Genomic DNA, 20,462 nt, shown 5'->3' with positions numbered 1-20,462 from the left:
TTTCCTTGCCCTCCTTTGAGTAGGAGGGAGGGTGGTTTCGCTACTTGCTCCGCGTAAGCCAAGCGACCAATTAAGGCTTACACTTCATCGCTCCTCCCTATAAATAGAGAGGAAGTCGGGTTCGCTACTTGCTCCGTGTAAACCAAGCGACCAAATTACGGTTTACAGTTCATCGCTTCTTCCCTGATTGCAAAAAATCAGAAAAGTCGGGTTCGCCACTAGCTCCATGTAGATAAGGCGACCAGTTACCTCTACATTTCACAGCTCTTTTCTAAGAAAAGATTACCATTTAGCAACGAAATTGGTCAAGTTAAATTTATGAAAAAATTGGTTATCATTCGGAAAAATCACAGAACAATTACTCCAATGGAAATAGTCTTGAGTAGAGTATTTACCTAGACGAAAGTTTGAATCTATACTCCAAATTCCTGCCCGTTACTTCAATGAGGCTGCCGGGTATATAACCTTGGCAACCTCATCATGAATTATAGAATCATCTAACTGTTATTGTCCTCATATCCCCATCTTTCCAGAAGCCAGCTATATTCTAATATTTCCTCCTTAGTTAGTCGGCCCAATTTCATTTTTGCAAGGAGAACGAGTTCTTGGCGACCTGTGTACTCAAAGTCCTTGTAGATCTCCTGGTTCTTTTTATGGAATAGGTGGATACGCTCAGTAAGTTCGAAATATGGCAATTCCCCTTGTTTCCATTCTATGAAAGATTGATATAATGGCTCCAAGGCTTGTTCAGTTACCAATTTATGATACTCATCAAGAAGTTCACGTTCTTGCTGTTTTTTGAGTTTCGAATTATACTTGCTCTCCATATTGTCAACCTCTTTATTCTGTTTTTACCTCTCGTTTTCCGTAGTTGAGCCGGCGGTTCAATCTGTAATTCTAAGGTGTCTTTTAAGTTCCATAAAAGGAGTAATAAGAAATAATTATTCTGTTCCTTTTTTGCCAAACCCATCACCGAATTTAAGTGAATGAAGTTGTCCATTAGAAGCCCAATTTTCTCTATCGTATTCATCAAAAATGACCGTAACCCATTCCTCTTTCACATTTAAAGTTTTAACTGCTTCATTGGTAATCGCTTCAACGAATTGTTGTTTTTGCTCGATAGTTCTACCCTTAGCCATCTTTACTGTGATAACAGGCAATTTAAGCCACTCCTTATAATTCTATTCTTCTTATAAAGTACGATAGTAAATTATATATCCCTTTAATTATCAAGTCCCTTATTCAATAATCCTGCCCGATAGTTGTGCAAGCTGTCGATGATGCCTGCAGCCTGTTCGCCATGGTGCTATCGTTCTCCGTTAGCGGAATGACCAGGCAGCCGTAAGTTGCTTTTCTTAAAACTTCCGATTGTAATATTGTTTGGTGAAAATCCTTGTGAGAAGGATCACAATCAGCGCTGCAAACAGCGTGATCGAAATCGTAACGTTAAAGAAGCCGAATACGATCGCCGTCAAAGAGATGGAAAACAACGTCACGTACAAACTCAAAGAATTCGCCTTTTGCATGACAAGCTTCTTCCGTTCGTCATGCTCTTCGATGTATAGCGTCTTTAGTAACGATTCGTTTCGCAGCGCGGTCCGCAACTTTTTCCCTACCAATAAAATCATGATCTGCATGCCGATAAAAATCCCGAATTGCAGTCCGTGCACGAGATCGCCCGCGTCGCTTTCGACCTCATACCTGTTTAGAGCCGTCAAAATGACGATCAGAGAAAACACGCCGTTTACACCGTTTAGCCATCTTAATCTCCGCGTTACGACCGTTCGAAACTCCGTCATGACCCATCAACCTCCACATCACTGAAATCAAACACATCTTCAATCGTTAAGTGAAAATATTTCGCGATTTTATAAGCCAGCACGAGCGAGGCAACATACTTCTCGTTCTCGAGCGACGTTATCGTCTGACGCGTCACGCCGACCGCGAGTGCAAGCTCCTCTTGACTGATCTTGTGCTTTTTACGCAACTCTTGAATCCTCGTCTTCATGGCTTGATCCGCGATCCTCTCGCCTACATGTTTAGTTTGCTTTGCATTTATAGTATAGTATACTTTGCATTTAATGTAAAGCTGACTTTGCAAAAATCGTCTGTACAAGACATTGTGAAGAAAGAAAAAGGAGCTGCCGCGGCAGCTCCTCAATTCTCATACTGGAGCATCATTTTTTATTTGAAGCATGTTAAGCTTACTTCCCTCGTATCATACATTGTTTGAAATTTGGGTTATCTTATTCCATTTAGTTAGATTTTTGTGCTTACGTTTTCGTGCAAACCTGCCAGTTAGCTTAATCAAAGGGATTTTGTCCAGTCAAAAAAACCATGGATCTAATCCGTGGGTAATCTACTCTCATTATAATGCGTCAGTCTACGACAAGCTTCAAAACGTAACTTCATTTATTGACACCAACGATGTACGAAATGAAGGCAACATATCCCAGCACGATGATTACAATATAGATCCAGGACAACCTTAGCCAATTTCCCTTGGTTTTTTTATCGTAATCTGGATTCCCCTCTTTGTTCTTTTTCGAATTGGCGACCATCAATGTGGATATCACCCCAATTAACATGATCGTCGCAAACACAATATAAAATCCATATAACCCCATGTTGCTCACCTCTCTAAACTCGTTTATTCCAAAATTATATCATGCACCATCCGGTTGAAAGGTCCTAAATATTTTAAACTCTGTGAACAAATTTATTTTGTGATAACTAGTGTGAAGTCATCCATAAATCATTTTGTCTGGTGCCTATACAGGTGAGAACGAAGAAGATCACACTGTCTTAAACGACTTCGATTTCGGACTGGAGCGAATTCTGGACGGCATTGAGTACTACTTAAACTCCAAATCGCCCAAGCAGGAGCAGTAAAAAGCCGCCTGTTTCTCCATTGCGGAATGCAGGCGGATAATAGGTACAAAAAGGAAGTTTGAAAAATAAGGTTGCCGATCGTTGTGACTCAGCAGCCTTTCAGCTTTATTATTCAGCTATCGTACTCGTTAAGCGGAATAAAATAGCATGAATATTTTGCTATTATACGAAGAATGTTTCCGGATACCTTAACTCACCTTGTAAGCTGTTTGTGTTTCCTTGGGTTAATTCATACACCATAAAGACTTCGTCAGATACATTAAATTGTTTTAGTTCGAATCCATATTTTCTCGCTGGTTTAAATCCGAACTTGGGATAATAAGTTGGATGTCCTATCAAAAATACAAAATCATAACCTAATTCTGTGCATCTTTTTAACCCCTCTTGAATTAATATACTACCTATTCCTTTCTTCTGATTACTTGGTAATACTGCAACAGGAGCAAGTACTATAACATCATGATTTTTTTCTCCGTCAATAACCTCAGCTTTACTAAATAAAGCATGACCAACTATGTGATTATTTTCTTCTGCTACAAGGGACAACTCTGGGATGAATTGTTTAGATAATCTAATTCTTTCAATCAATCTTGATTCATCTTCTCTGTTCTTAAAAGCCAGGTAATTTAACTGAAATACTTCATCATAATCACTAATTCTTTCTGTCCTAATTTCCATTGGATATTCACTCCATCCTTTACGTTAATCACTTAATGATTTTACCAGATAGAAAGCTCATCATTTTGGAAAGTTTCTGTATTATTAATACTCTCCTGCCCATTTGTTCAATGAAAAAAAACAGACCGTGGTGGCGGTCTGCCTCAATCAACTATCGTACCGAGGGAGTTTAGAGAAGTGCGAGTTCAAATGCATTTTCAAGTTTATTACGACTGCACTGACACTATCGGCGAAAAATCCCTCTCGGCTGTCACTATTACCGTTTTATCTCCAGTTGGGCGTTACACAATTTCACCCGAACTCTCGAAAAAATGTGATACAGAAAAACCTAAAAATCACCGATATAAAGATAACGGAACAACGGAAAAGGACTGGGTGGTTTTAGTGGAAACGATTCTAATTATTGAAGATCAAGAAGATATCAATCTAATGTTGGCAGAAGCATTGATCAATGCCGGTTATAACGTGAAAACATCCTATACCGGCACCGATGGAATAAAGGAAATCAAAGATAACTCCTATGATTTGATACTGCTTGATATTATGCTTCCCTACAAAAGCGGGGATGAAATACTTAAAGAGACACGAGAGTTTTCTGATACCCCTGTAATAATCATCTCCGCAAAGGATATGGTTGGCACGAAGATTGATCTTTTGAAGCTGGGGGCGGACGATTATATCACCAAACCCTTTGATTTAGGGGAAGTTGTGGCACGTGTAGAATCCAATCTGCGGCGTGCGCATAAGCAAATACAAGAAAACAAAGTTTTTCGATATAAAGATTTGGCATTGGACGACAATACCAAGCGCGTTACTATAGACGAGACTGAGATTGATCTGACTGCAAAGGAATTTCTGATACTGGAGTTGCTGCTAAAGCATGGAGGTAAGGTTTTTACAAAATCAAACCTTTATGAATCGGTTTGGAAAGATGAATACCTCGGTGATGATAATGCAGTTAAGACTCATATCAGCAATCTGCGCAACAAGCTCAAGAAAGCAAATCCGAATGAAGAATATATCGAAACGGTATGGGGCTTGGGTTATCGCCTATACAAAGAATTATCTGTTTCCTGACTATTTCTTTGCTACCCTTAACCTTTTCTAAACCAATGGAAATTACACTAAAGTCAGAAAGGGCAGGTGAGCAAAATGAAACAATATGTGGTGAAAACAAACAGCCTTACGAAAAGCTACCGAGGCTCTTTTGCGCTGCGTGATGTGTCGATTACGTTGGAATCCGGTAAAATATACGGTTTAATCGGGCAGAACGGCGCAGGAAAAACAACGCTGATGCGCATTCTGGCCGGGCTTTCATTTCCCACGGAGGGCAGCATCGAGCTTTTCGGTCATCGCGGCGAGCGTGCTTTGCAGGGTGAGAGGAAACGGCTGGGCTGCATCATCGAGAATCCCGGATTTGTTCCCCATATGAGTGCGAAAGAAAATCTCAAGCTTCACAGAATTATGCGTGGTGTCCCAAACAAAGATATTGAGGAAGAACTGTTGGAACTGGTCGGACTTGCCGACACAGGAATTAAGAAAGCAAAAAACTTTTCGCTTGGCATGAAGCAGCGTTTAGGTATTGCGCTCGCTCTGCTTGGCAACCCTGAATTGCTGATTTTGGACGAGCCAATCAATGGACTCGACCCGTTGGGCGTCGTAGAAATTCGTCAACTGCTGAAGAAGCTGTGCGAACAACGGCAAATGACCATACTAATTTCAAGCCATAATTTGCCGGAGCTATATCAGACCGTAACGAATTATATCATCATCCATAAAGGCGAGATCAGGCAAACCCTCACCCTTGAGCAGCTTGAAGAAAATTGCAAGCATCACATCTATATCAGCTGCAACCAGCCGGAAAAATTAACGAGCGTATTGGAGATGCAGCTGGACACCTCCAATTTTAAGGTCATGCCGGATAAGACCGTTAAACTATATGATTATTTGGATGGAAAGGATTTAGTGGCAAAGGCTCTCTATGAAAATGGGATTGTCGTTACGAAATTTTCTATCGAGGGAGATACGCTTGAAAACTACTTTATTTCTGTAATAGGTGGTGATCAAGATGTTTAATTTGGTTCAGGCGGATTTATTTAAATTGCGCAAATCAAAAGCAATGATGATTCTATTGGGAATCACAACGATTAGTGCGGTAGCCATGGCAGTTATGGCATATCTGATCCCACAGGGTAAGGTTGAAGCCAGCATGACAGGAATCGGGTTCATGTTCTCTGATATAAACATCATCAGCATTCTCGGCGGTGTTACCGCAGCCCTATTAATTTGTGGTGATTTCGATAATAAAACAACCCATAATGCTATTGCAACCGGCAGTAGCCGAGGGGCTGTCATCATTAGCAAGGCAATCGTATTGGGCATTGCCCTGGCGTTCATCCTGCTCCCCTATGCCATCATAACCGGGATTGCCCTTAGCACAGGTTCCGAGTTCAGTATGGGCTCCGTAGCAGTGGGCTTCCTGCATGTACTAACATCAGTGGATGGTACAACCTTGTCTGCATCAGGCGTGCTGAAACTGTTGGCTGTCATGTTGACCTTGATGATTGTATATGTGGCACAATTGAGTATCTGTGTACCACTTGCCTTTATACTTAAAAAGCCCATTTTCGTAGTTGCTATTTATTATGGATTTTCAATTCTTAGTGCGCAATTAATAAAATTAAGCGAAAGTTCTGCGGTGTTTGATCGTATTTTCTCCTCTACGCCATATGGAGGGAACTACGCCTTTGTGACATTGAATACGGGAACGGGAGACATGGTCAAGGCAATCGCGGTTAGTTTGGGCTTTATTATTGTAATGCTTGCCGTCACATACAGAGCATTTAGAAAATCGGAAATTAAGTAGCTGAAAGGTTGGTGAAAGCGTTGATAATTGTGGCGGGCACTTTGGTCATTCTTATTATTTTGCTCGCCTTGTATATCGCCTTTTTACAGTGGCAATTGCGCAGCATCAACCGACAGTTGGACAAGCGGCTGACTGAACATACACATCAACCTGTCAGTTTGGAACTCGTGAGCAGGGAGCTTAATACTCTGGCTGCTAACATTAACAAATGCCTAAAGGCGGAGGAAATCCTTCGTCTTAAAGGCATTCGTGAGGAAAAGCGCTTTAAAGAGCTCATTGCAAATATTTCTCATGATTTACGAACACCGCTAACTGCTATAAAGGGCTATCAGCAGCTTATGGGAAATGGTCAGTTGAACGACGATCAACAAAAGAAACTGCACATTGCCCAAAAACATGCCGATGAATTGGGGCGGTTGATCGAAAAATTTTTTGAATATACCTATCTCCTAAACGCGGAACCAGAACTTCATATCGAACGAATAAACCTTACTAATCTTGTGGCAGAGTGTCTAGCAGCGTCAGTTCCCGCATTGGAAGACAACAATCTAGCTATCCAACTCGAGGAGACACCACCTATATTTGTCCATGCTGATAAAGAAATGGTCACGAGAATTATCCATAATCTAATTCGTAATTGCATTCAGCACTCCAATGGAGATATACAAGTAAGTTTATTGACTGCGGACAAAGCCGTCATATCTTTTAGAAATCCTGTGATAAATGCTTCCTCAATCGATGTGAAGCGTCTGTTCGACCGTTTCTATACTGGCGATCAAGCAAGAAGCCATAGTACAGGTTTAGGCTTGTCTATCGTTAGGATATTGGCGGGTCAGATGGGCGGCAACACAGGTGCATCCATACAAGGCGGGTTCCTTGAGATAAGAGTTGAACTTCCGCTGTGATTATATAAATCTCAGAGACCCTAACGAGAATAGTTTAGTGCTGTAAGAGACGTGAGACGTAATTTTTTCTGCCGATCCGCTTCCTTAAATCTATCGGGGAGACTAAGAGCCATTAGCCCTATTAATTCCTTTGCCTTTACTTGTGGTAGGGTTCACCGCGCTGTCTGTAACGGCAAGTTTTAAGGCCATCCTTTGTAGGATGGCCTTTTCTTTGAACCAAAATGTAAATAACGCTGAACTATCGTCTTCGTTAACTCAATAGCAAACGACCAAAGAACCGTGATCCTTTATTGAAGGCTTGATCCTGTTGAATCTCTTATCGACGTCCTCGGAAGGTGCGGCGCAAATCCTCAACCCACTTGTCCGGAATTTCCCAAGGGATGAAGTGTCCACCATGTTCGTGGGCTGTGATGTTGACATGTTTATACCAAAGAGCCCGATCGCTGTCGAGAAAATTCGGTACGCGATTTTCAGTCGTGATACCCGGCGGATTTTCGTAGCCCACTAAGGTTATACCGGTTGGTGCCTCAATGACAGGCGAGCGATTATGATCGGGTGTCCATGGATAGCGGTTAGCGTTCGCATAGACGCGCATTGAGGTTTCGATGGCGTTGTTGACCCAGAAGATTGTTGCGTGTGTAAGGATGTCGTCCTTTGTAAAGACATTCTCGACGTTGCCGTTATTGTCACTCCATCTGGTCCATCGTTCCAAGATCCATGCGAGCATTCCAACTGGCGAGTCGCTCAGTCCGTAGGCGAGTGTGCTGGGATCAAGAACGTGAACGGCGAGATGCGATGCGAAACGGCGATCAAACTCCAAAATCTGCGATCGGATTTTCTCAGGGATGTTGTCGGGAATGGGACGGCCTCCGGAGAGATCCCAAGCGCGATCTCCATTAAACAAGCTCAGTTTTTGAGCAGACCCGATATGTATTGCGTAGAGCTCGTCACTATATTTGTGTCCCAGTTGGCCGGTCACAAGAGAGCCTACATCGCATCCCCCTGCCGCGTATTTCGCATAGCCGAGAATATCGGTCATGAGCGTATGCCAGAGATCGGCGATTTTCCAAAAGTTCATGTCCGGGTTGTTTGGCAGTGGCGTCGAAAATCCGAAGCCAGGAAGCGAGGGCACGATTACGTCGAATGCTTCAGCCGGATCGCCCCCGAATGCGCCAGGGTCCGCTAGTGGATCAATGACCTTGGACCAATGCCAGAACGTCCAAGGCCAACCATGGGACAGGATCAATGGTACAGGGTTGGGCCCCACGCCCGGTTTACGCATAAAGTGCACAGGAACTCCGTCAACATCTACTTTATAGTGTTCGTAGACGTTGATCGCCTTCTCGGATTTGCGCCAGTCAAACTCGTTAATCCAATAGTCGACGAGTTCTTCAAGGTAGTTCCGACTAACACCGTAAAACCAGTCATCATTACCGGCATCGAGAGGCCATCTAGTGGACTTTAAACGATTTTGAAGATCAGCAAGTAACTCATCCGATACGTAGATCGGACTGGGTTCAAGCACGAAAGGAGCTGTTGTCATAAATGTTCCTCCTTGTACGAATGGAATGCACTTCCTTGTATTCGTTTGTTTCGTCCGTCACTCGGGTATGAACAACGGAAATGCAACCGCGACTGAGACTACGAATCGGTTCCCAGTTCGACCAGACGCCTCAATGCGGGAATTGCGGATGCAATTGCCCGTTTTTCCTCCAGAGTGAGCCCTTCAATGAATTTCGACAGCTTCGTCATACGATCCAAACGACGCGAATCAATAACATTTGCCCCCAGTGCGGTAATATGCACTTGAACGACTCGGCCATCATTTGGATCTGGTCGGCGCTCGACGAGCCCGTCTTGTTCAAGTCGGGTCACCAACTGTGTGATTGCCGACTGCGTAACTTGCTCATTAACTGTCAACTCAGTAAGCCGCATGGGACTCTTGAGGGACAACGTGTGCAGGACGGAAACTGTAGTGAAGCTTAGTTTTTCAATTGACGGCAACCGAATGAAAATCCTCGTTAAATCTTCGAACACCATAGTGAAGTCGCTAACGTTCAACTCAGTCAGGTTATTTTTAGGTTCCATGAATAAAACTATATCACAAACTTATATAAATGTCTAATGTAAATTTAGTTGGCCAAGACTCCAAACCAGCTTAAAGACGTTGGGTTCACGCCCCCATTTCAACGAAATCATGTTCTCTAGTTGCGTCGCTAACCTGCCCGCTCGCTCAATACAGCTTCAAAAAACTTTTTAGACATATATCATGATAGTGACCAAGTACCAAGACCCCTTTTTCGAGGGGTCATTTTCATTTTCAGGAGGGATGTAACAATGAGGATCATCAAGGCACAGCAGGACTTTGATGTACTGCGCAACGCCAGAGCACTTCCGGCGTCATTCCTCAATCAGATCGAGTACTACTTCAACCAACTAAGGGTTGAACTGGAGGACGAAGCGGAGAGCGAATTTCGCTTGGGCAGGCATGGCTACATCGTCGTTCTCGAAGTGGGAGACAACGTCCGCGACCTCAGCAACGTAGGGCTCGATCGCGAAGGCAACGGACTGCTGGGCAGTTACCCCGAGTACGTCGAACTGTTCAACGTAGGCGAAGGACTCCAAATGTACAAAGTCGCGGTGCTGTACGACAACGACTACCTGATGACGTTCTTCACGCAGGCCGGAGCACACGACGAGGAGGTGGAACAATGGCTGAAAGACCAAACGGAAAGACGTTGACGGCAAACGAACTGGTTCTCCAGAAGCTGAAAGAAACGTTCGATAGGAACGGAAACGTCACCACCGACAGCAACGGGACGAACGTTTGGGTCATGCTTGTCGTGTCGGAACCTTGCTCCGATCTTCTTGAAAAGGACCTCCCGTACCCACCGTCTAACCAAAAGCCGACGCACCGCGTCCGCGTTGTCCTGCGAACCACTGACGCTCAAACAGGAACGAATCCGTACGTTGACGGCTCCGACTTTTTCCTCGCCGTCGACGAGCAGCAACAGTCGACGGATTTTGTTTGGGAAGACGAAAGCTTCGGGAATGCCCCTCTTTTTCACGGCGGAGAAGTTGTCAACGCTACCCTTTGGGTGAAGGAACTGGGTGAGCCGTTTCACGTCGAGTTCAAAGACCCTTTCCTGACCAAAGAACAACGACTTGTCCTGAACGGACACGACGAGGTCTACCCCGCACCAGCAAGACGAAGAGAACAAGTCCAGACCAAAGAGGAGGACGAAACATGGCTTTGACCGAAGCGCACGAAAAGTACGAGAAGCTCGTCGAGGAGGAAGACCGCGCCATCCAACAGCTGGAAGTCTGCGAACTGGCAAAAAACGCGATGTTAGACACGTTTTACAGAAGCGAACGGGAACCCGACCAAACCACTGTGAAGGAAATCCTCAAAACCATCCACGCCATCGACCAGCGGCTGCAGTCCGAACTGCTAGACCTCAGGCTGGAAAAGAACAGCCTTGCCCGCAAAATGAAAAAGTGCACCTGACCCCCGCCTGCTAACCCCGAAACGTGCCGCCCTCCCGCCCTTTCCAAGCGCCACAAGGCTTTCAGCCGTCCTTCCGCTGCCCTGAGCTGCCCTTTCAGCAAAACAGAGTGTGGGTGCTAGGAGCCTAGAGACTCTTTTCAACTTCACCGTTTGTTTCAATCCATCCGAAAGTTTTCCTTCAAACAGCCGCCCTGCCCGTTTTTTCAGTCGGCTCAAGGAACTTCCACTGCCCTTGTGCCGCCCTGTGCTGCCCTTTTCTCTTCCGTGTAAAAGTGCGGCAAAGGGCGGGTGCAGGGCGGCACCACCTCAGCTGGAAGCCCTTGAGTGACAAGGAGTTTGAGCAACAGGGTGGCAGGGCGGCTCGAACGAGCTAACGCGTCCAGCAACACACTCCCAAAAAACAAAAGGAGAATGGAATGAACCTCGACCAACAAACAACCGAAAAGCTGCTAAACTGGGCCTACAAGAAGGCCGTTTACGGTTTCCCAAAAACAAAGTCCGCTAAAGAGCTTGCCGACGAGTACCTGCGTAGATCAGGAACGCTTGAAGAAAAGGTCAATTCCCTGATTCTATGGCAAACTACGAAAAGCGCCGCTTCCGGCTTTCTGACTGGCTTGGGCGGCCTCCCCACCCTGCCTTTCAGTGTTCCAGCCAGCATCCTAAGCTCGCTCTGCATCCAGCTCCGCCTAGTCGCTTCGATCGCCTGCATGGGCGGGTACGACGTCAACTGCGACGAGGTCAAGGTGCTGTCGTTCGCCTGCTTGTGCGGAAACGGAGCAAAGGACATTCTAACAAAGGCTGGGCTGAAGCTTGGTGCAAAACTTACCCAACGAATGCTTTCCCAATTGTCCCGCGAGGCACTCAAACAGGTTAACGCTGCCGTTGGAGTCAAACTGCTTGCCAAGGTTGGACAATCTGCTGCAGTAAACATGACTAAGGCCGTCCCGCTTTTCGGAAGCTTCGCCAGCGCTGCATTTGATGCTGTAAGTACCCAAGTAATCGGGAAGGCAGCAAAGGCTATTTTCCTACATTGAATGATTTGCAAGAAAGACAGAGCAATTCAACAAGAAACTTGGTTTTACTTTGGTTTTTGGCAAATACCATAAATCTGGTAACCTTTTTGAGATCGAATTTCGATTCCAAACGCTTTTCAAGTAAAACAGAAACGGCTAAAAACGGTCAATTCCTGAAAAGACGTAACTTCCCCTTCTTGGTAGAATAAAGCTACTCTCTAAAAAAAGGAAGTGGGCCAGATGTTAGAAGCAAATGAAAGCAACGCAGAGATCGTCAGCCAGGCGGTCGAGAAGTACAAAGATGGTAACTACGGCGCACCTTTTGAGCAGCCTGTGCTGGAAGTGCTGTTGGCTGCAAAGTCGGAGAGCATCGCCGATTTCGAAAGGCTTCGAGGCCTGCTGACAGATGCCAAGGTTTCTCCAAGGAGCCTAGAAAATGCACTGAAACAGCAGCAGGAAAAACAAAAGGCGGGGAACAGCGAACCCGTAGGCGAAGCGATTTTCTCAAAAGAGAGAATCGAAGAGCTAGAAGCACAAGGGTTCGTAGTCGACCCTTGCAAGGGACTTAGAGAGGTTCACGGCGTACGCTTCGCCAAGCACCTTTTGAGCGACTGCTCCATTGTCGTAGCGCCACCTCGACGCTTTTTCTTCTTCAAAGACGGCGTGTGGCAGCCGTTTCAGGATGACGACCTGCAACGCTTTCTCTTCGACACAATTGAAGAAATCCAAGAAAACGTTTGTAACCCGAACTGGGAAAGCAGCATCGTTTGGGGACTCTCGCGTGCCGCTGAAAAAGTCGAGGAATTCGACATGAACAAGCAATGCATCAACTTGTCCAATGGCATTTTCAACACCGAGAACTTTCTGCTGGAAGAGCATCGGAAGGAACTCTACTCCAGCATTCAAAACCCGATTGTCTACGACCCCGAGGCTGAATGCCCGTTGTTCGAAAAGTTCCTGAAAGAAGTCTTCCTCAACGATGGCGAAACCATTCACGTTGTTCAAGAAATGCTGGGCTACTGCTGTTCGGCTGTGACACGCGCACATAAGATGTTCATCCTTGTAGGTAGCGGCTCCAACGGCAAGTCTACGTTGATCGAAGTCGCAGAGCACTTGTGCGGCAAAGCCAACGTGTCACACGTTCCGATGAACGATTTGTCCCAGTCCTTTGCCCGCGCTGAACTTGTCGGAAAACTTTTGAATGTTTCGTCGGAAAACGAATTCAGTGAAAAAGGGCTCAATACCGAATACATCAAACTTCTGGCTGCTGGTGACACGATTCGGGTAGAAAACAAGCATGAAAAAGGTTTCAGCTACAAGCCTACCTGCAAGCTGATGTTCGGCCTCAATGCTTTGCCGCCTGCTCGCGACAAGTCGCACGGTTTCTACAGAAGGGTTAAGATCATTCCTTTCAAGCGTACTTTTCGCGGAGATGCGGACACGTCGCTGTCAGAGAAACTTCTTGCCGAACTGCCCGGAATTTTCAACTTCGCGATGGAAGGCTTGAAGCGGCTTCGCGAGCAAAGCTTCACGTTCTCCAATGCAGCGGCGGTGGACAAAGCGGTAGCCGAGTACAAGGAAGAGCAAAACCCTGTCATACTTTTTGTTAACCAACACATAACGACTGGTTCTCCTGACCAACGGCTTGGAAAGAACGAACTGTTCGAACAGTTTGAACTCTGGGCCAAAAGGAACGGAGAAACGGATTTCTGTTCCAAAGCCAAAGGTCAGAACCGCAAATTGTTTTGGACAGCGTTCAAGACGGCACTGCTCGATGCTGGACTTCCTGTGCCAGAAGAAAAGCAAAGCAACGGCTGGCGCTACTTCCCCGGACTGGAATTTCACGCCGTAGGAGTAAGCAGCCTGGTCGATCTCTTCGATGACGAACTCAACGATGATTTCTTAGACGAATCCTACGATAACGAATCGATTCAGTCGGACATCAACTTTCTTCTGAACGGTTTGCCGAAGGGACTCTCCCCTAGAGCGTGGAACGAGCAACTCGAAGAAGACAACTCTGCCGAGTTCGAGTACAAAGTGCAGTGTTTTGAAAACTTCAACCTCATCGCCGTCCACAAAGGCAACTTTTGACGTACTTCCGCCCTAGCCAAACGGCTCAAGGGCTGGAGGTGAAAACGAATCACACTGTAGTTGCACTTGCCGCACTTTCTCGTTCTCTTGACAGTGCGGCTCAGGGCGGCAAAGGGGCGGGTGCAACTCCATGTCCCGCAACAAAGGGCTGAAGGGTGGCACTTTGGAAGGATGCCGCCTTCCACCCTCCCCAAAATTTTCTGAAAGGTCGTGCCAGCGTGCAAGCAGCAGCTACCAGCAACTTCGAAACGATGATCGACATTTTGGCGGCGATGGTCACAAACTACCTCTCCACCACTTCAAAGCGGAAAAAAGCAGCAGTCGTCGACAATCGGCTCATTCAGTGGATCAACGCCAGGATTGAACTGGAAGAAGAGGAACAGGCGGACGCGGAACTGACAGCAAATCTGCTTGGGACAAAAGAGTTCAAACGGATAGCATAAAGAAAGGATGGTTTCCATGACCCGTAAAATGAAGCTACTTGACCTAGATACATCCCCTGAGACATTGCAGCCTGTCCAAGTCGCCATTTACGCGCGAGTCAGTACCGCTGAACAAGCCGAACTGGGATACAGTGTCGAAGCTCAGTTGCAAACCCTTCGAACGTTCTGCAAATCGGAGCATAAGGTCGTGTACCGCGAGTTTGTCGACGCAGGCTTCTCTGGGAAGAACGTTGACAAACGCCCCGCCCTCCAGCAACTGCTGCGGGAGATCGAGACGGGTAACATTCAGGAGGTACAGGTCTGGAGGCTCGATAGACTTTCAAGGAACCTGCTCGATGTGCTCACGATGGTCAAGAAATTCGACCAGTACAGCGTGAAGTTCAGGAGCTACAGTGAGCCGAACTTCAACACACAGACGTCCGACGGCTACCTAACCATTAGCATGTTCGGGGCGCTGGCCGAGTACCAACGCAAAACGATAGTCGAGAACGTGAAGATGGGGATGAAGCAACGGGCGCGACAAGGGAAGTGGAACGGCGGAACCGTCCTCGGGTACGACGTGGTAGAAGTTCCGACCCTGCGAGGCAAAGAGTCAGTGCTGAAGATAAACCCCATTGAGGCGGAACTGGTTCGAAAGATTTTCGGGATGTACGCCAGCGGGCAAGGTCTTCGGAGCATCGCCAACCAGCTTAACCACGAGGGATACAAGACCAAGCCCGGCAAAGATTTTAGCGCTGTCTCCATCAAAACGATCATCAACAACCCCGTCTACGTTGGGAAGATTCGCTACAACGTGCGCGAAAACTGGAGCGAAAAGCGGAGAAGCGGTACGAACCCTCACCCAATCATTGCAGACGGAGACCACGAACCGATCATTTCCCAAGACCTGTGGGAAGCGGTGCAGGCGCTGTTCTCCAAGAAGTCGTTTTCGCCGCCGAGAGTGTTCGACGGGACGTACCTTTTGACAGGACTGATGAGATGCCCCCAGTGCGGCGCAACGCTCGTCGCCCACAGGACTAGGGACAAGTTAAAAGACGGAAGCACGATCGTCAGGCGGTACTACGTTTGCAGCAATTTCCGTAACAAGGGCCGACGAGTTTGCGGTTCAAACTCAGTCAAGGCGGAGACCGCCGAAAACTTCGTTGTCGACAGGATTTCAGAAGTCGTCCAAAGGCCGAAAGTGCTGGAAGAGATCGTTACCAAGATTAACAAAAACAGAATCAAGAGCTTAGCGCCACTCCAAAAAGAGGTCGAAGCCATCGACAAGGAACTCAAAACGATTGAAGCCCAACGAAACAAGTACTTCAAACTGTACGAGAGCGACGCGGTCGATAACGAGTTTCTTCTTGGCAGGCTGAATGAGTTGAAGGCAAAGCATGACGTGCTCTCGCGGCGCAAGTCCGAAGTGCAGCAGCAGCTGGAAGAGAACGTCTCGGAACCCATCCCGCTCCAGCAAGTCCGCCGCGTGCTAGGCAAGTTTCACGAACTGCTCGAATCTTCGCCAGCGGAAACACAAAAGACCCTGCTGCAAACGATCGTCAAACAGATTTTCGTACAGAAGGGTCAAAAGTTCGAGGGCATCGAACTGGAGTTTGACGAGCATGTGAAAAAGTGTTTTTTAGGCTTAGCCCCTTCTACCAAAACGGTAGAGGGGGCTTTTGCTTTTCACAAGCAAAAGCTCCCCTCCAAGTACTCCATGTGTCATTTGAGCCGTTCTCAGAACGCTGAAGCCTAAAAAAGCAGTCTTTTCCGGCAGAGTGGCCGAAGGCAAACCGATGCCACACAAAGACCTTTTCACGCCTCATGCGCGTCCGATTCCAAAAAACTTGCCGTTACTTGTGGTACGGTTCAGCGTATCACTTTAAACTAATCTGCCCAGTTACTTTAATGAACAAGAAAAGGAGCTGCCGTAAGGCAAGCTCCTCCACTAACGTTTCCGTCACAACTTAGCAGTCTATATCTTTATTTTCACTATAAACAATCAATTACAGCGGATCCGTCAGGTTTTATTGAAAGCCATTAAGCAGGACTATCGTCCATCTCACTAGGCTGCTGCGCTCTTTCCTTTCTTAAGCCACCCGTTAACTTATTCAAAAGTCCACGTTTCTCTTTGTGCGCCAACTTTCGAAGCAACTCTGGAGTGATCAGTTCACCAGCAACTTCGTCCAATACGGATTTCACTTGATCCCTCACATCATTCTTGATGAAAGAACTCTCCCAAAACGACTCCCCACTCATATAAACATCGGGTATAGATGGAATAACCGGTAGAGAATAAATGTGATTTACCCCATACGCTGATCTTAAACCATCATTATGTTCCTTATGAAGCCATGATGATGATTTGTTAGCCAGGACGATTAGCTTGTCCTTTACAATACCTGATAAGACATCCTTGTACTCCTTGTGTTCACGGTTGACTCGAAGCGGGTCGTATCCACTCACTAGTATCACTTTATTCGCTTGCCGGAGAATAATCTTCTCCCGCTCATCGGAGATGCCTGTACTCATGTCATAAAACAAAATGGGGTAATGCCGGGAAAAGCCTACTAAATCCGCGGTTTTCATCAAGTCCCACGATTTCAAATTATCTTCCCGCTCCTTGATTATATATCCAACGCCATTAGACTTGAGCTCGGTATCTAGTCCAACGGTTTCCTCTTCAGCAATTTGGCGGTGCCAGCTACGCCACTCGTGCAAATCTTTTTTGTTTTCCCTAATCAGTTTCGAAGCATGGATCAGCTCATACCATGAATAGGATGCAAAAGGTGATTCAACAATACCTACCTGCAAACCAAAACTCTGTAGGTACTCAGCAAGCATACGACCGACAATGGAAGATCCTGCTCCGGAAAATGCAGATGCAAGCACTATGAGTTGCGGTTGAATATAGAGTTTTTCGTAAACTGGCACCTCTACCATTCTCTCGCGAACTTCAATAACGCGCTTTTCCTTCAGTTCCTTTGGTTGTTTCGGCTTTTTCCCCTGACTTATGATTTCCTCTGCCCGCTGCTCTCGCGATTTTTCAATAAATTGCTGAGCAACACTAGCAATATTACCCCTGAACTTTTCGATATTCTTATAAGCTGGGGCCTTACTTAATTGTTCCACATATGATGGAGGCAGCTGGCCATCATTAAAAATATCATGTACGGAATAAGTAGTAAGCTTTGTTAGAAATATATCTTCTGCAGGTCTATGGCACAAATAGATGATCCGAATCTGCAGGCTAACCCGCCGCAACTCATCAATTATATTCTCCCATTCTTCATCGGTACCCGCTTCTCCAACGAGGTCTTCACCGATAAATAACATACTCGCTTCAGTTTCCATAAAGCGCTTGATGATATTATTACGTGTCGATACTTTTGCGACAACCGTTCCCACACCTTTTTCTTCTAAATCCGTTTTTATTAGATCATCCAGTTGTTCATTTCCAGTTCCTATGATAATGGTATGTCTCATCATTTAATCCCCTTCCGTAACAAAAAAAAGGAGAAGGACGCCTGTAAATATGCGTCCTTCGCCCACCATGATTATAACATAGCTGGAAGAAAATTAGAACAATTTCCCATTCAAAAAACAATTTTACCATATTTTTTTAACATGGTTGTGTCCCTCTTCTTTTTAGATGATTCCAAAGTAGACGCATCTCTAACTGAAACAAGACCTATGGGAGTAAGAAGTAATGTTGATAGAGTATGGAGCGAGCCGTGGTTGTGCAAAACCACAATTAGCCACCGCGTGATGCTTAGGATGTTTGGTAAGGTAGCTTAATTTAGAACTAACAATCCAAAACTGTTTGCGGCTTTAGCGTTCTCAAAATCCTTCCTGGTAGCACATACACCCATCGGCCGTATTTTCATTGAAGACTAAGGTCTTTGAGATTGCCTATCCCCACTACTCCTCACTAGGTCCTTTCTACGATAGATTCCTAGTACCAGACCCATTACTGCCATTTCTATAAATAGATGACTACCTCCGTAACTCAGGAAAGGAAAAGGAATACCCACGAGAGGTGCTAAACCAAATGGCATGAGCAAACTGTATACCATCTGGAAGGTTAGCATACCCGCCACCGCCGCCCCAAGAAGTCGACCGTAGGGCTCCCTCACAACTCGATTCGATTGAAGAAGACGTCCAACAAAGTACACTATGCCGATTAAAATGAGAATTCCGATCCACCAGCCGTATCTATAGATCAAGAAGACTAAGATATTGTTGGTCGGAATATCTGGAATCGACTGTGGCATTTCCTCCCCTAACCCACGGCCCCGCCAACCTGCCGAACGAATACCTGCTTCCAACGCATGATACAAATAACCTGCCCCTTGTGGATCTTTATTGGGGTTTAAGAAAGCGGTTAGTCTCTCCATTTGATAATGCCTCTGCAGTATTCCTAGCAATGTAAATAAACACATAGTTATTCCCTGAAACAATGTTCCCCGCCAACTTCTCGAAATGAACCGGAGTAAAAGAAGATAACCAGCCATATATAGCATGAAATTACCAAGCGAAGAAAACGATAGAAAAAGGACCATGGGGATGATCAAGAATGCTGTGGTTGTTAACAGCCAGAACCGCTTATTATTCTCCCAACTCATTATCATGCCAGGAGCTGCAACCATGAACAAATAGGGACTAATGCCAAACCAGTCAAGTGAGAACAAGGGAAGATGTAAATAACTTGTCCCATTCACTTGAGTCCCGAACAGCTTGGTAAACAACATGCCTAAGATAATGACAAAGTATAGGCCATAGGAATAAGATCTTATCTTGAGATAATTAAAAAAATAGAGGATACCCATAAAAAGCATACCGATGCTAACGGACCATATTTTCAACTTAAAATACTGTGGATTTAATATATTGTGTCCTGTTACTTCTTCTACAGCATACATCGCAAAAATCCCGAGAATCACGAACACCATTACACCTACAAACAGTCCCCAATGCATCCGTGGACGATGCACCGAATGCAGTCCATCTCCCACTTCTGCAGGATTACCCATCTGGCAGATGGCCCAGAGTACTGCTTCGTCTCGTCCGATCCCTTCTTCTTCCTGTTCCAACACGAGCTCTTCCAGGTGATTCTCCAACTCATGCCTGATCTCCCGGTGTGCTTCTAAAGCACGGATACGGGAGCATACTTCATCCAAGTATCGGCGGATCGCTTCATGATCCCGAATCATGTGTTTCCCTCCCCAAGAACGCTATCGACTGCATTTCGGAATAGTGTCCACTCCGCCTTCTTCTCAGTTAACTGTCCTCTCCCTATCTCCGTGAGGCGGTAATATTTACGTTTACGCCCTTCGACTTGCGACCAATAGGACTCCACCCACCGTTCCGCCTCCATTGCGTGCAGGATCGGGTATAAGGTCCCTTCTTTAAGTGCGAATACCCCATCAGAACGACGTTCTAGGTCCTTGATTAACTCATAACCGTACAGATCTTGACGCTCTAGTAGCGTAAGCACCAAGGTGCCAGTACTACCTTTTAGCATTTCTTTTGGAAAAATGGTCTTCATCCTTTTATCCTCCTCTCTCCACATAATACCTTGAATAACTATGCATATGTATTCTAGGTATTAGAATACAGTAATTTCCTAATTTTGTCCAATATTATGGGTAGTATATTAGATAATGGATCTAACCGTAACAACAAAAAAGTGTCAGTACCGTCAAAGCGTCCCATGACGCAAATGACGGTAATGACACTATTAATGATATTAGTTTGAACTATGGGTACCGAACCCCTTTCCAACAGAAAACAGTTGTGGTTTGCAGGGACAAGGATTCGAAAAGGGATTGTCTGGCTAAACAATAAAGTTCCGATTGTATTTTTATGAGCGAGCCGGCATCATTTTGGCTTCTAGCGCCTTGTAGTTCATCAATCCATAATCCTCTATGGCCTTCTCCGTACGATGATCGCAGCCGCGACAAACGGCAATGAATGACATTATCACAGTGTAAACGATCCATACCCGCTATACCCGCTTCCATTTTCTTAAATTGTAGCGCTTAGATATAAACTCGTCTAAAAATAAGTTGGAGCAGTACCCCTTTC

At 45.7% G+C, this 20,462-nt stretch carries 22 protein-coding genes and 2 riboswitches; of the genes, 11 read left to right on the top strand and 11 right to left on the bottom strand.

Features of this window, described 5'->3' with window-relative positions; genetic code table 11:
- Positions 1-20: 20 nt before the first annotated feature.
- Positions 21-103, bottom strand: a riboswitch (cyclic di-GMP riboswitch).
- A gap of 1 nt (position 104) precedes the next feature.
- Positions 105-189: riboswitch (cyclic di-GMP riboswitch) on the bottom strand.
- Positions 190-497: 308 nt separating this feature from the next.
- From BLV33_RS28055 to BLV33_RS28030, 6 genes are all read right to left on the bottom strand, one after another.
- A complete protein-coding gene (locus BLV33_RS28055; RefSeq protein WP_090799657.1) occupies positions 498-827 on the bottom strand; it encodes a hypothetical protein in 330 nt (109 codons plus the stop codon).
- 114 nt (positions 828-941) lie between these two features.
- Positions 942-1,160, bottom strand: a complete 219-nt coding sequence (locus BLV33_RS28050; RefSeq protein WP_090799656.1) for a tautomerase family protein — start codon at positions 1,158-1,160, stop codon at positions 942-944.
- 195 nt (positions 1,161-1,355) lie between these two features.
- Positions 1,356-1,799: a hypothetical protein gene (locus tag BLV33_RS28045; RefSeq protein WP_090799654.1), complete on the bottom strand. Its 444-nt coding sequence runs from the start codon at positions 1,797-1,799 to the stop codon at positions 1,356-1,358.
- The gene (locus tag BLV33_RS28040; protein WP_090799838.1) at positions 1,796-2,008 is read right to left on the bottom strand and encodes a helix-turn-helix transcriptional regulator; all 213 of its coding nucleotides are present in this window, start codon (positions 2,006-2,008) and stop codon (positions 1,796-1,798) included. Before BLV33_RS28040 ends, BLV33_RS28045 begins: the two co-directional genes overlap by 4 nt.
- A gap of 400 nt (positions 2,009-2,408) precedes the next feature.
- The gene (locus BLV33_RS28035) at positions 2,409-2,627 is read right to left on the bottom strand and encodes a hypothetical protein (protein WP_090799653.1); all 219 of its coding nucleotides are present in this window, start codon (positions 2,625-2,627) and stop codon (positions 2,409-2,411) included.
- Between the two features lie 427 nt (positions 2,628-3,054).
- Positions 3,055-3,570: a GNAT family N-acetyltransferase gene (locus BLV33_RS28030; protein WP_090799651.1), complete on the bottom strand. Its 516-nt coding sequence runs from the start codon at positions 3,568-3,570 to the stop codon at positions 3,055-3,057.
- Positions 3,571-3,747: 177 nt separating this feature from the next.
- Between BLV33_RS28030 and BLV33_RS28025 the strand changes: the two genes are divergently transcribed.
- The 4 genes from BLV33_RS28025 to BLV33_RS28010 all read left to right on the top strand — a co-directional run bounded on the left by BLV33_RS28025 (position 3,748) and on the right by BLV33_RS28010 (position 7,341).
- A complete protein-coding gene (locus BLV33_RS28025) occupies positions 3,748-4,647 on the top strand; it encodes a response regulator transcription factor (protein WP_253187295.1) in 900 nt (299 codons plus the stop codon).
- 75 nt (positions 4,648-4,722) lie between these two features.
- Positions 4,723-5,646 carry an ABC transporter ATP-binding protein gene (locus BLV33_RS28020; protein WP_090799649.1) on the top strand — a complete coding sequence of 308 codons (924 nt, stop codon included), beginning with the start codon at positions 4,723-4,725 and terminating at the stop codon, positions 5,644-5,646.
- Positions 5,639-6,436, top strand: coding sequence for an ABC transporter permease (locus tag BLV33_RS28015; protein WP_090799648.1), 798 nt, complete (start codon positions 5,639-5,641; stop codon positions 6,434-6,436). Before BLV33_RS28020 ends, BLV33_RS28015 begins: the two co-directional genes overlap by 8 nt.
- Before the next feature lie 29 nt (positions 6,437-6,465).
- Complete coding sequence (locus BLV33_RS28010) at positions 6,466-7,341, top strand: sensor histidine kinase (RefSeq protein WP_253187299.1); 876 nt, start codon at positions 6,466-6,468, stop codon at positions 7,339-7,341.
- Between the two features lie 316 nt (positions 7,342-7,657).
- Here the strand turns inward: BLV33_RS28010 and BLV33_RS28005 are convergent, their stop codons facing one another.
- Together BLV33_RS28005 and BLV33_RS28000 are read right to left on the bottom strand one after the other, a co-directional pair.
- Positions 7,658-8,884, bottom strand: coding sequence for an epoxide hydrolase family protein (locus tag BLV33_RS28005; RefSeq protein ID WP_090799647.1), 1,227 nt, complete (start codon positions 8,882-8,884; stop codon positions 7,658-7,660).
- 98 nt (positions 8,885-8,982) lie between these two features.
- Positions 8,983-9,345: a MarR family transcriptional regulator gene (locus BLV33_RS28000; RefSeq protein WP_253187294.1), complete on the bottom strand. Its 363-nt coding sequence runs from the start codon at positions 9,343-9,345 to the stop codon at positions 8,983-8,985.
- 333 nt (positions 9,346-9,678) lie between these two features.
- Between BLV33_RS28000 and BLV33_RS27995 the strand changes: the two genes are divergently transcribed.
- The 7 genes from BLV33_RS27995 to BLV33_RS27965 all read left to right on the top strand — a co-directional run bounded on the left by BLV33_RS27995 (position 9,679) and on the right by BLV33_RS27965 (position 16,131).
- Complete coding sequence (locus tag BLV33_RS27995) at positions 9,679-10,083, top strand: hypothetical protein (protein ID WP_090799644.1); 405 nt, start codon at positions 9,679-9,681, stop codon at positions 10,081-10,083.
- The gene (locus tag BLV33_RS27990) at positions 10,053-10,598 is read left to right on the top strand and encodes a hypothetical protein (RefSeq protein ID WP_090799642.1); all 546 of its coding nucleotides are present in this window, start codon (positions 10,053-10,055) and stop codon (positions 10,596-10,598) included. Before BLV33_RS27995 ends, BLV33_RS27990 begins: the two co-directional genes overlap by 31 nt.
- Positions 10,589-10,849, top strand: a complete 261-nt coding sequence (locus tag BLV33_RS27985; protein WP_090799641.1) for a hypothetical protein — start codon at positions 10,589-10,591, stop codon at positions 10,847-10,849. Before BLV33_RS27990 ends, BLV33_RS27985 begins: the two co-directional genes overlap by 10 nt.
- 416 nt (positions 10,850-11,265) lie before the next feature.
- Positions 11,266-11,883, top strand: coding sequence for an EcsC family protein (locus BLV33_RS27980; protein WP_090799640.1), 618 nt, complete (start codon positions 11,266-11,268; stop codon positions 11,881-11,883).
- Positions 11,884-12,102: 219 nt separating this feature from the next.
- Complete coding sequence (locus BLV33_RS27975) at positions 12,103-13,953, top strand: DNA primase family protein (RefSeq protein WP_090799638.1); 1,851 nt, start codon at positions 12,103-12,105, stop codon at positions 13,951-13,953.
- A 155-nt stretch (positions 13,954-14,108) separates the two neighbouring features.
- Complete coding sequence (locus BLV33_RS27970) at positions 14,109-14,396, top strand: hypothetical protein (RefSeq protein WP_090799637.1); 288 nt, start codon at positions 14,109-14,111, stop codon at positions 14,394-14,396.
- Between the two features lie 16 nt (positions 14,397-14,412).
- Positions 14,413-16,131, top strand: coding sequence for a recombinase family protein (locus BLV33_RS27965; protein WP_171909412.1), 1,719 nt, complete (start codon positions 14,413-14,415; stop codon positions 16,129-16,131).
- Between the two features lie 284 nt (positions 16,132-16,415).
- On the opposite strand, the gene BLV33_RS27960 is transcribed toward BLV33_RS27965, so the two are convergent.
- The 3 genes from BLV33_RS27960 to BLV33_RS27950 form a co-directional block, all read right to left on the bottom strand.
- A complete protein-coding gene (locus BLV33_RS27960) occupies positions 16,416-17,864 on the bottom strand; it encodes a hypothetical protein (protein ID WP_139305861.1) in 1,449 nt (482 codons plus the stop codon).
- A gap of 404 nt (positions 17,865-18,268) precedes the next feature.
- Positions 18,269-19,588: an FtsW/RodA/SpoVE family cell cycle protein gene (locus BLV33_RS27955; protein WP_090799633.1), complete on the bottom strand. Its 1,320-nt coding sequence runs from the start codon at positions 19,586-19,588 to the stop codon at positions 18,269-18,271.
- Entirely contained in the window at positions 19,585-19,923 is a 339-nt protein-coding gene (locus BLV33_RS27950) for a PadR family transcriptional regulator (RefSeq protein ID WP_090799631.1), read from the bottom strand. Before BLV33_RS27950 ends, BLV33_RS27955 begins: the two co-directional genes overlap by 4 nt.
- Positions 19,924-20,462 lie beyond the last annotated feature (539 nt).

This window comes from Paenibacillus sp. GP183, from assembly GCF_900104695.1.
In the GTDB taxonomy this organism is placed as follows: Bacteria; Bacillota; Bacilli; order Paenibacillales; family NBRC-103111; genus Paenibacillus_AI.
This window is presented reverse-complemented; position numbering and strand designations above follow the sequence as displayed.

What these genes read in the sequence shown, in the direction of transcription:
- BLV33_RS28035 (WP_090799653.1), bottom strand. Translation starts at nt 2,627, where the DNA reads ATGGGGTTATATGGATTTTATATTGTGTTTGCGACGATCATGTTAATT.
- BLV33_RS27950 (WP_090799631.1), bottom strand. Translation starts at nt 19,923, where the DNA reads ATGAAGACCATTTTTCCAAAAGAAATGCTAAAAGGTAGTACTGGCACC.
- BLV33_RS28045 (WP_090799654.1), bottom strand. Translation starts at nt 1,799, where the DNA reads ATGACGGAGTTTCGAACGGTCGTAACGCGGAGATTAAGATGGCTAAAC.
- BLV33_RS27985 (WP_090799641.1), top strand. Translation starts at nt 10,589, where the DNA reads ATGGCTTTGACCGAAGCGCACGAAAAGTACGAGAAGCTCGTCGAGGAG.
- BLV33_RS27990 (WP_090799642.1), top strand. Translation starts at nt 10,053, where the DNA reads ATGGCTGAAAGACCAAACGGAAAGACGTTGACGGCAAACGAACTGGTT.
- BLV33_RS27995 (WP_090799644.1), top strand. Translation starts at nt 9,679, where the DNA reads ATGAGGATCATCAAGGCACAGCAGGACTTTGATGTACTGCGCAACGCC.
- BLV33_RS28040 (WP_090799838.1), bottom strand. Translation starts at nt 2,008, where the DNA reads ATGAAGACGAGGATTCAAGAGTTGCGTAAAAAGCACAAGATCAGTCAA.
- BLV33_RS27960 (WP_139305861.1), bottom strand. Translation starts at nt 17,864, where the DNA reads ATGATGAGACATACCATTATCATAGGAACTGGAAATGAACAACTGGAT.
- BLV33_RS28020 (WP_090799649.1), top strand. Translation starts at nt 4,723, where the DNA reads ATGAAACAATATGTGGTGAAAACAAACAGCCTTACGAAAAGCTACCGA.
- BLV33_RS27955 (WP_090799633.1), bottom strand. Translation starts at nt 19,588, where the DNA reads ATGATTCGGGATCATGAAGCGATCCGCCGATACTTGGATGAAGTATGC.
- BLV33_RS27980 (WP_090799640.1), top strand. Translation starts at nt 11,266, where the DNA reads ATGAACCTCGACCAACAAACAACCGAAAAGCTGCTAAACTGGGCCTAC.
- BLV33_RS27965 (WP_171909412.1), top strand. Translation starts at nt 14,413, where the DNA reads ATGACCCGTAAAATGAAGCTACTTGACCTAGATACATCCCCTGAGACA.
- BLV33_RS28015 (WP_090799648.1), top strand. Translation starts at nt 5,639, where the DNA reads ATGTTTAATTTGGTTCAGGCGGATTTATTTAAATTGCGCAAATCAAAA.
- BLV33_RS28055 (WP_090799657.1), bottom strand. Translation starts at nt 827, where the DNA reads ATGGAGAGCAAGTATAATTCGAAACTCAAAAAACAGCAAGAACGTGAA.
- BLV33_RS28030 (WP_090799651.1), bottom strand. Translation starts at nt 3,570, where the DNA reads ATGGAAATTAGGACAGAAAGAATTAGTGATTATGATGAAGTATTTCAG.
- BLV33_RS28005 (WP_090799647.1), bottom strand. Translation starts at nt 8,884, where the DNA reads ATGACAACAGCTCCTTTCGTGCTTGAACCCAGTCCGATCTACGTATCG.
- BLV33_RS27975 (WP_090799638.1), top strand. Translation starts at nt 12,103, where the DNA reads ATGTTAGAAGCAAATGAAAGCAACGCAGAGATCGTCAGCCAGGCGGTC.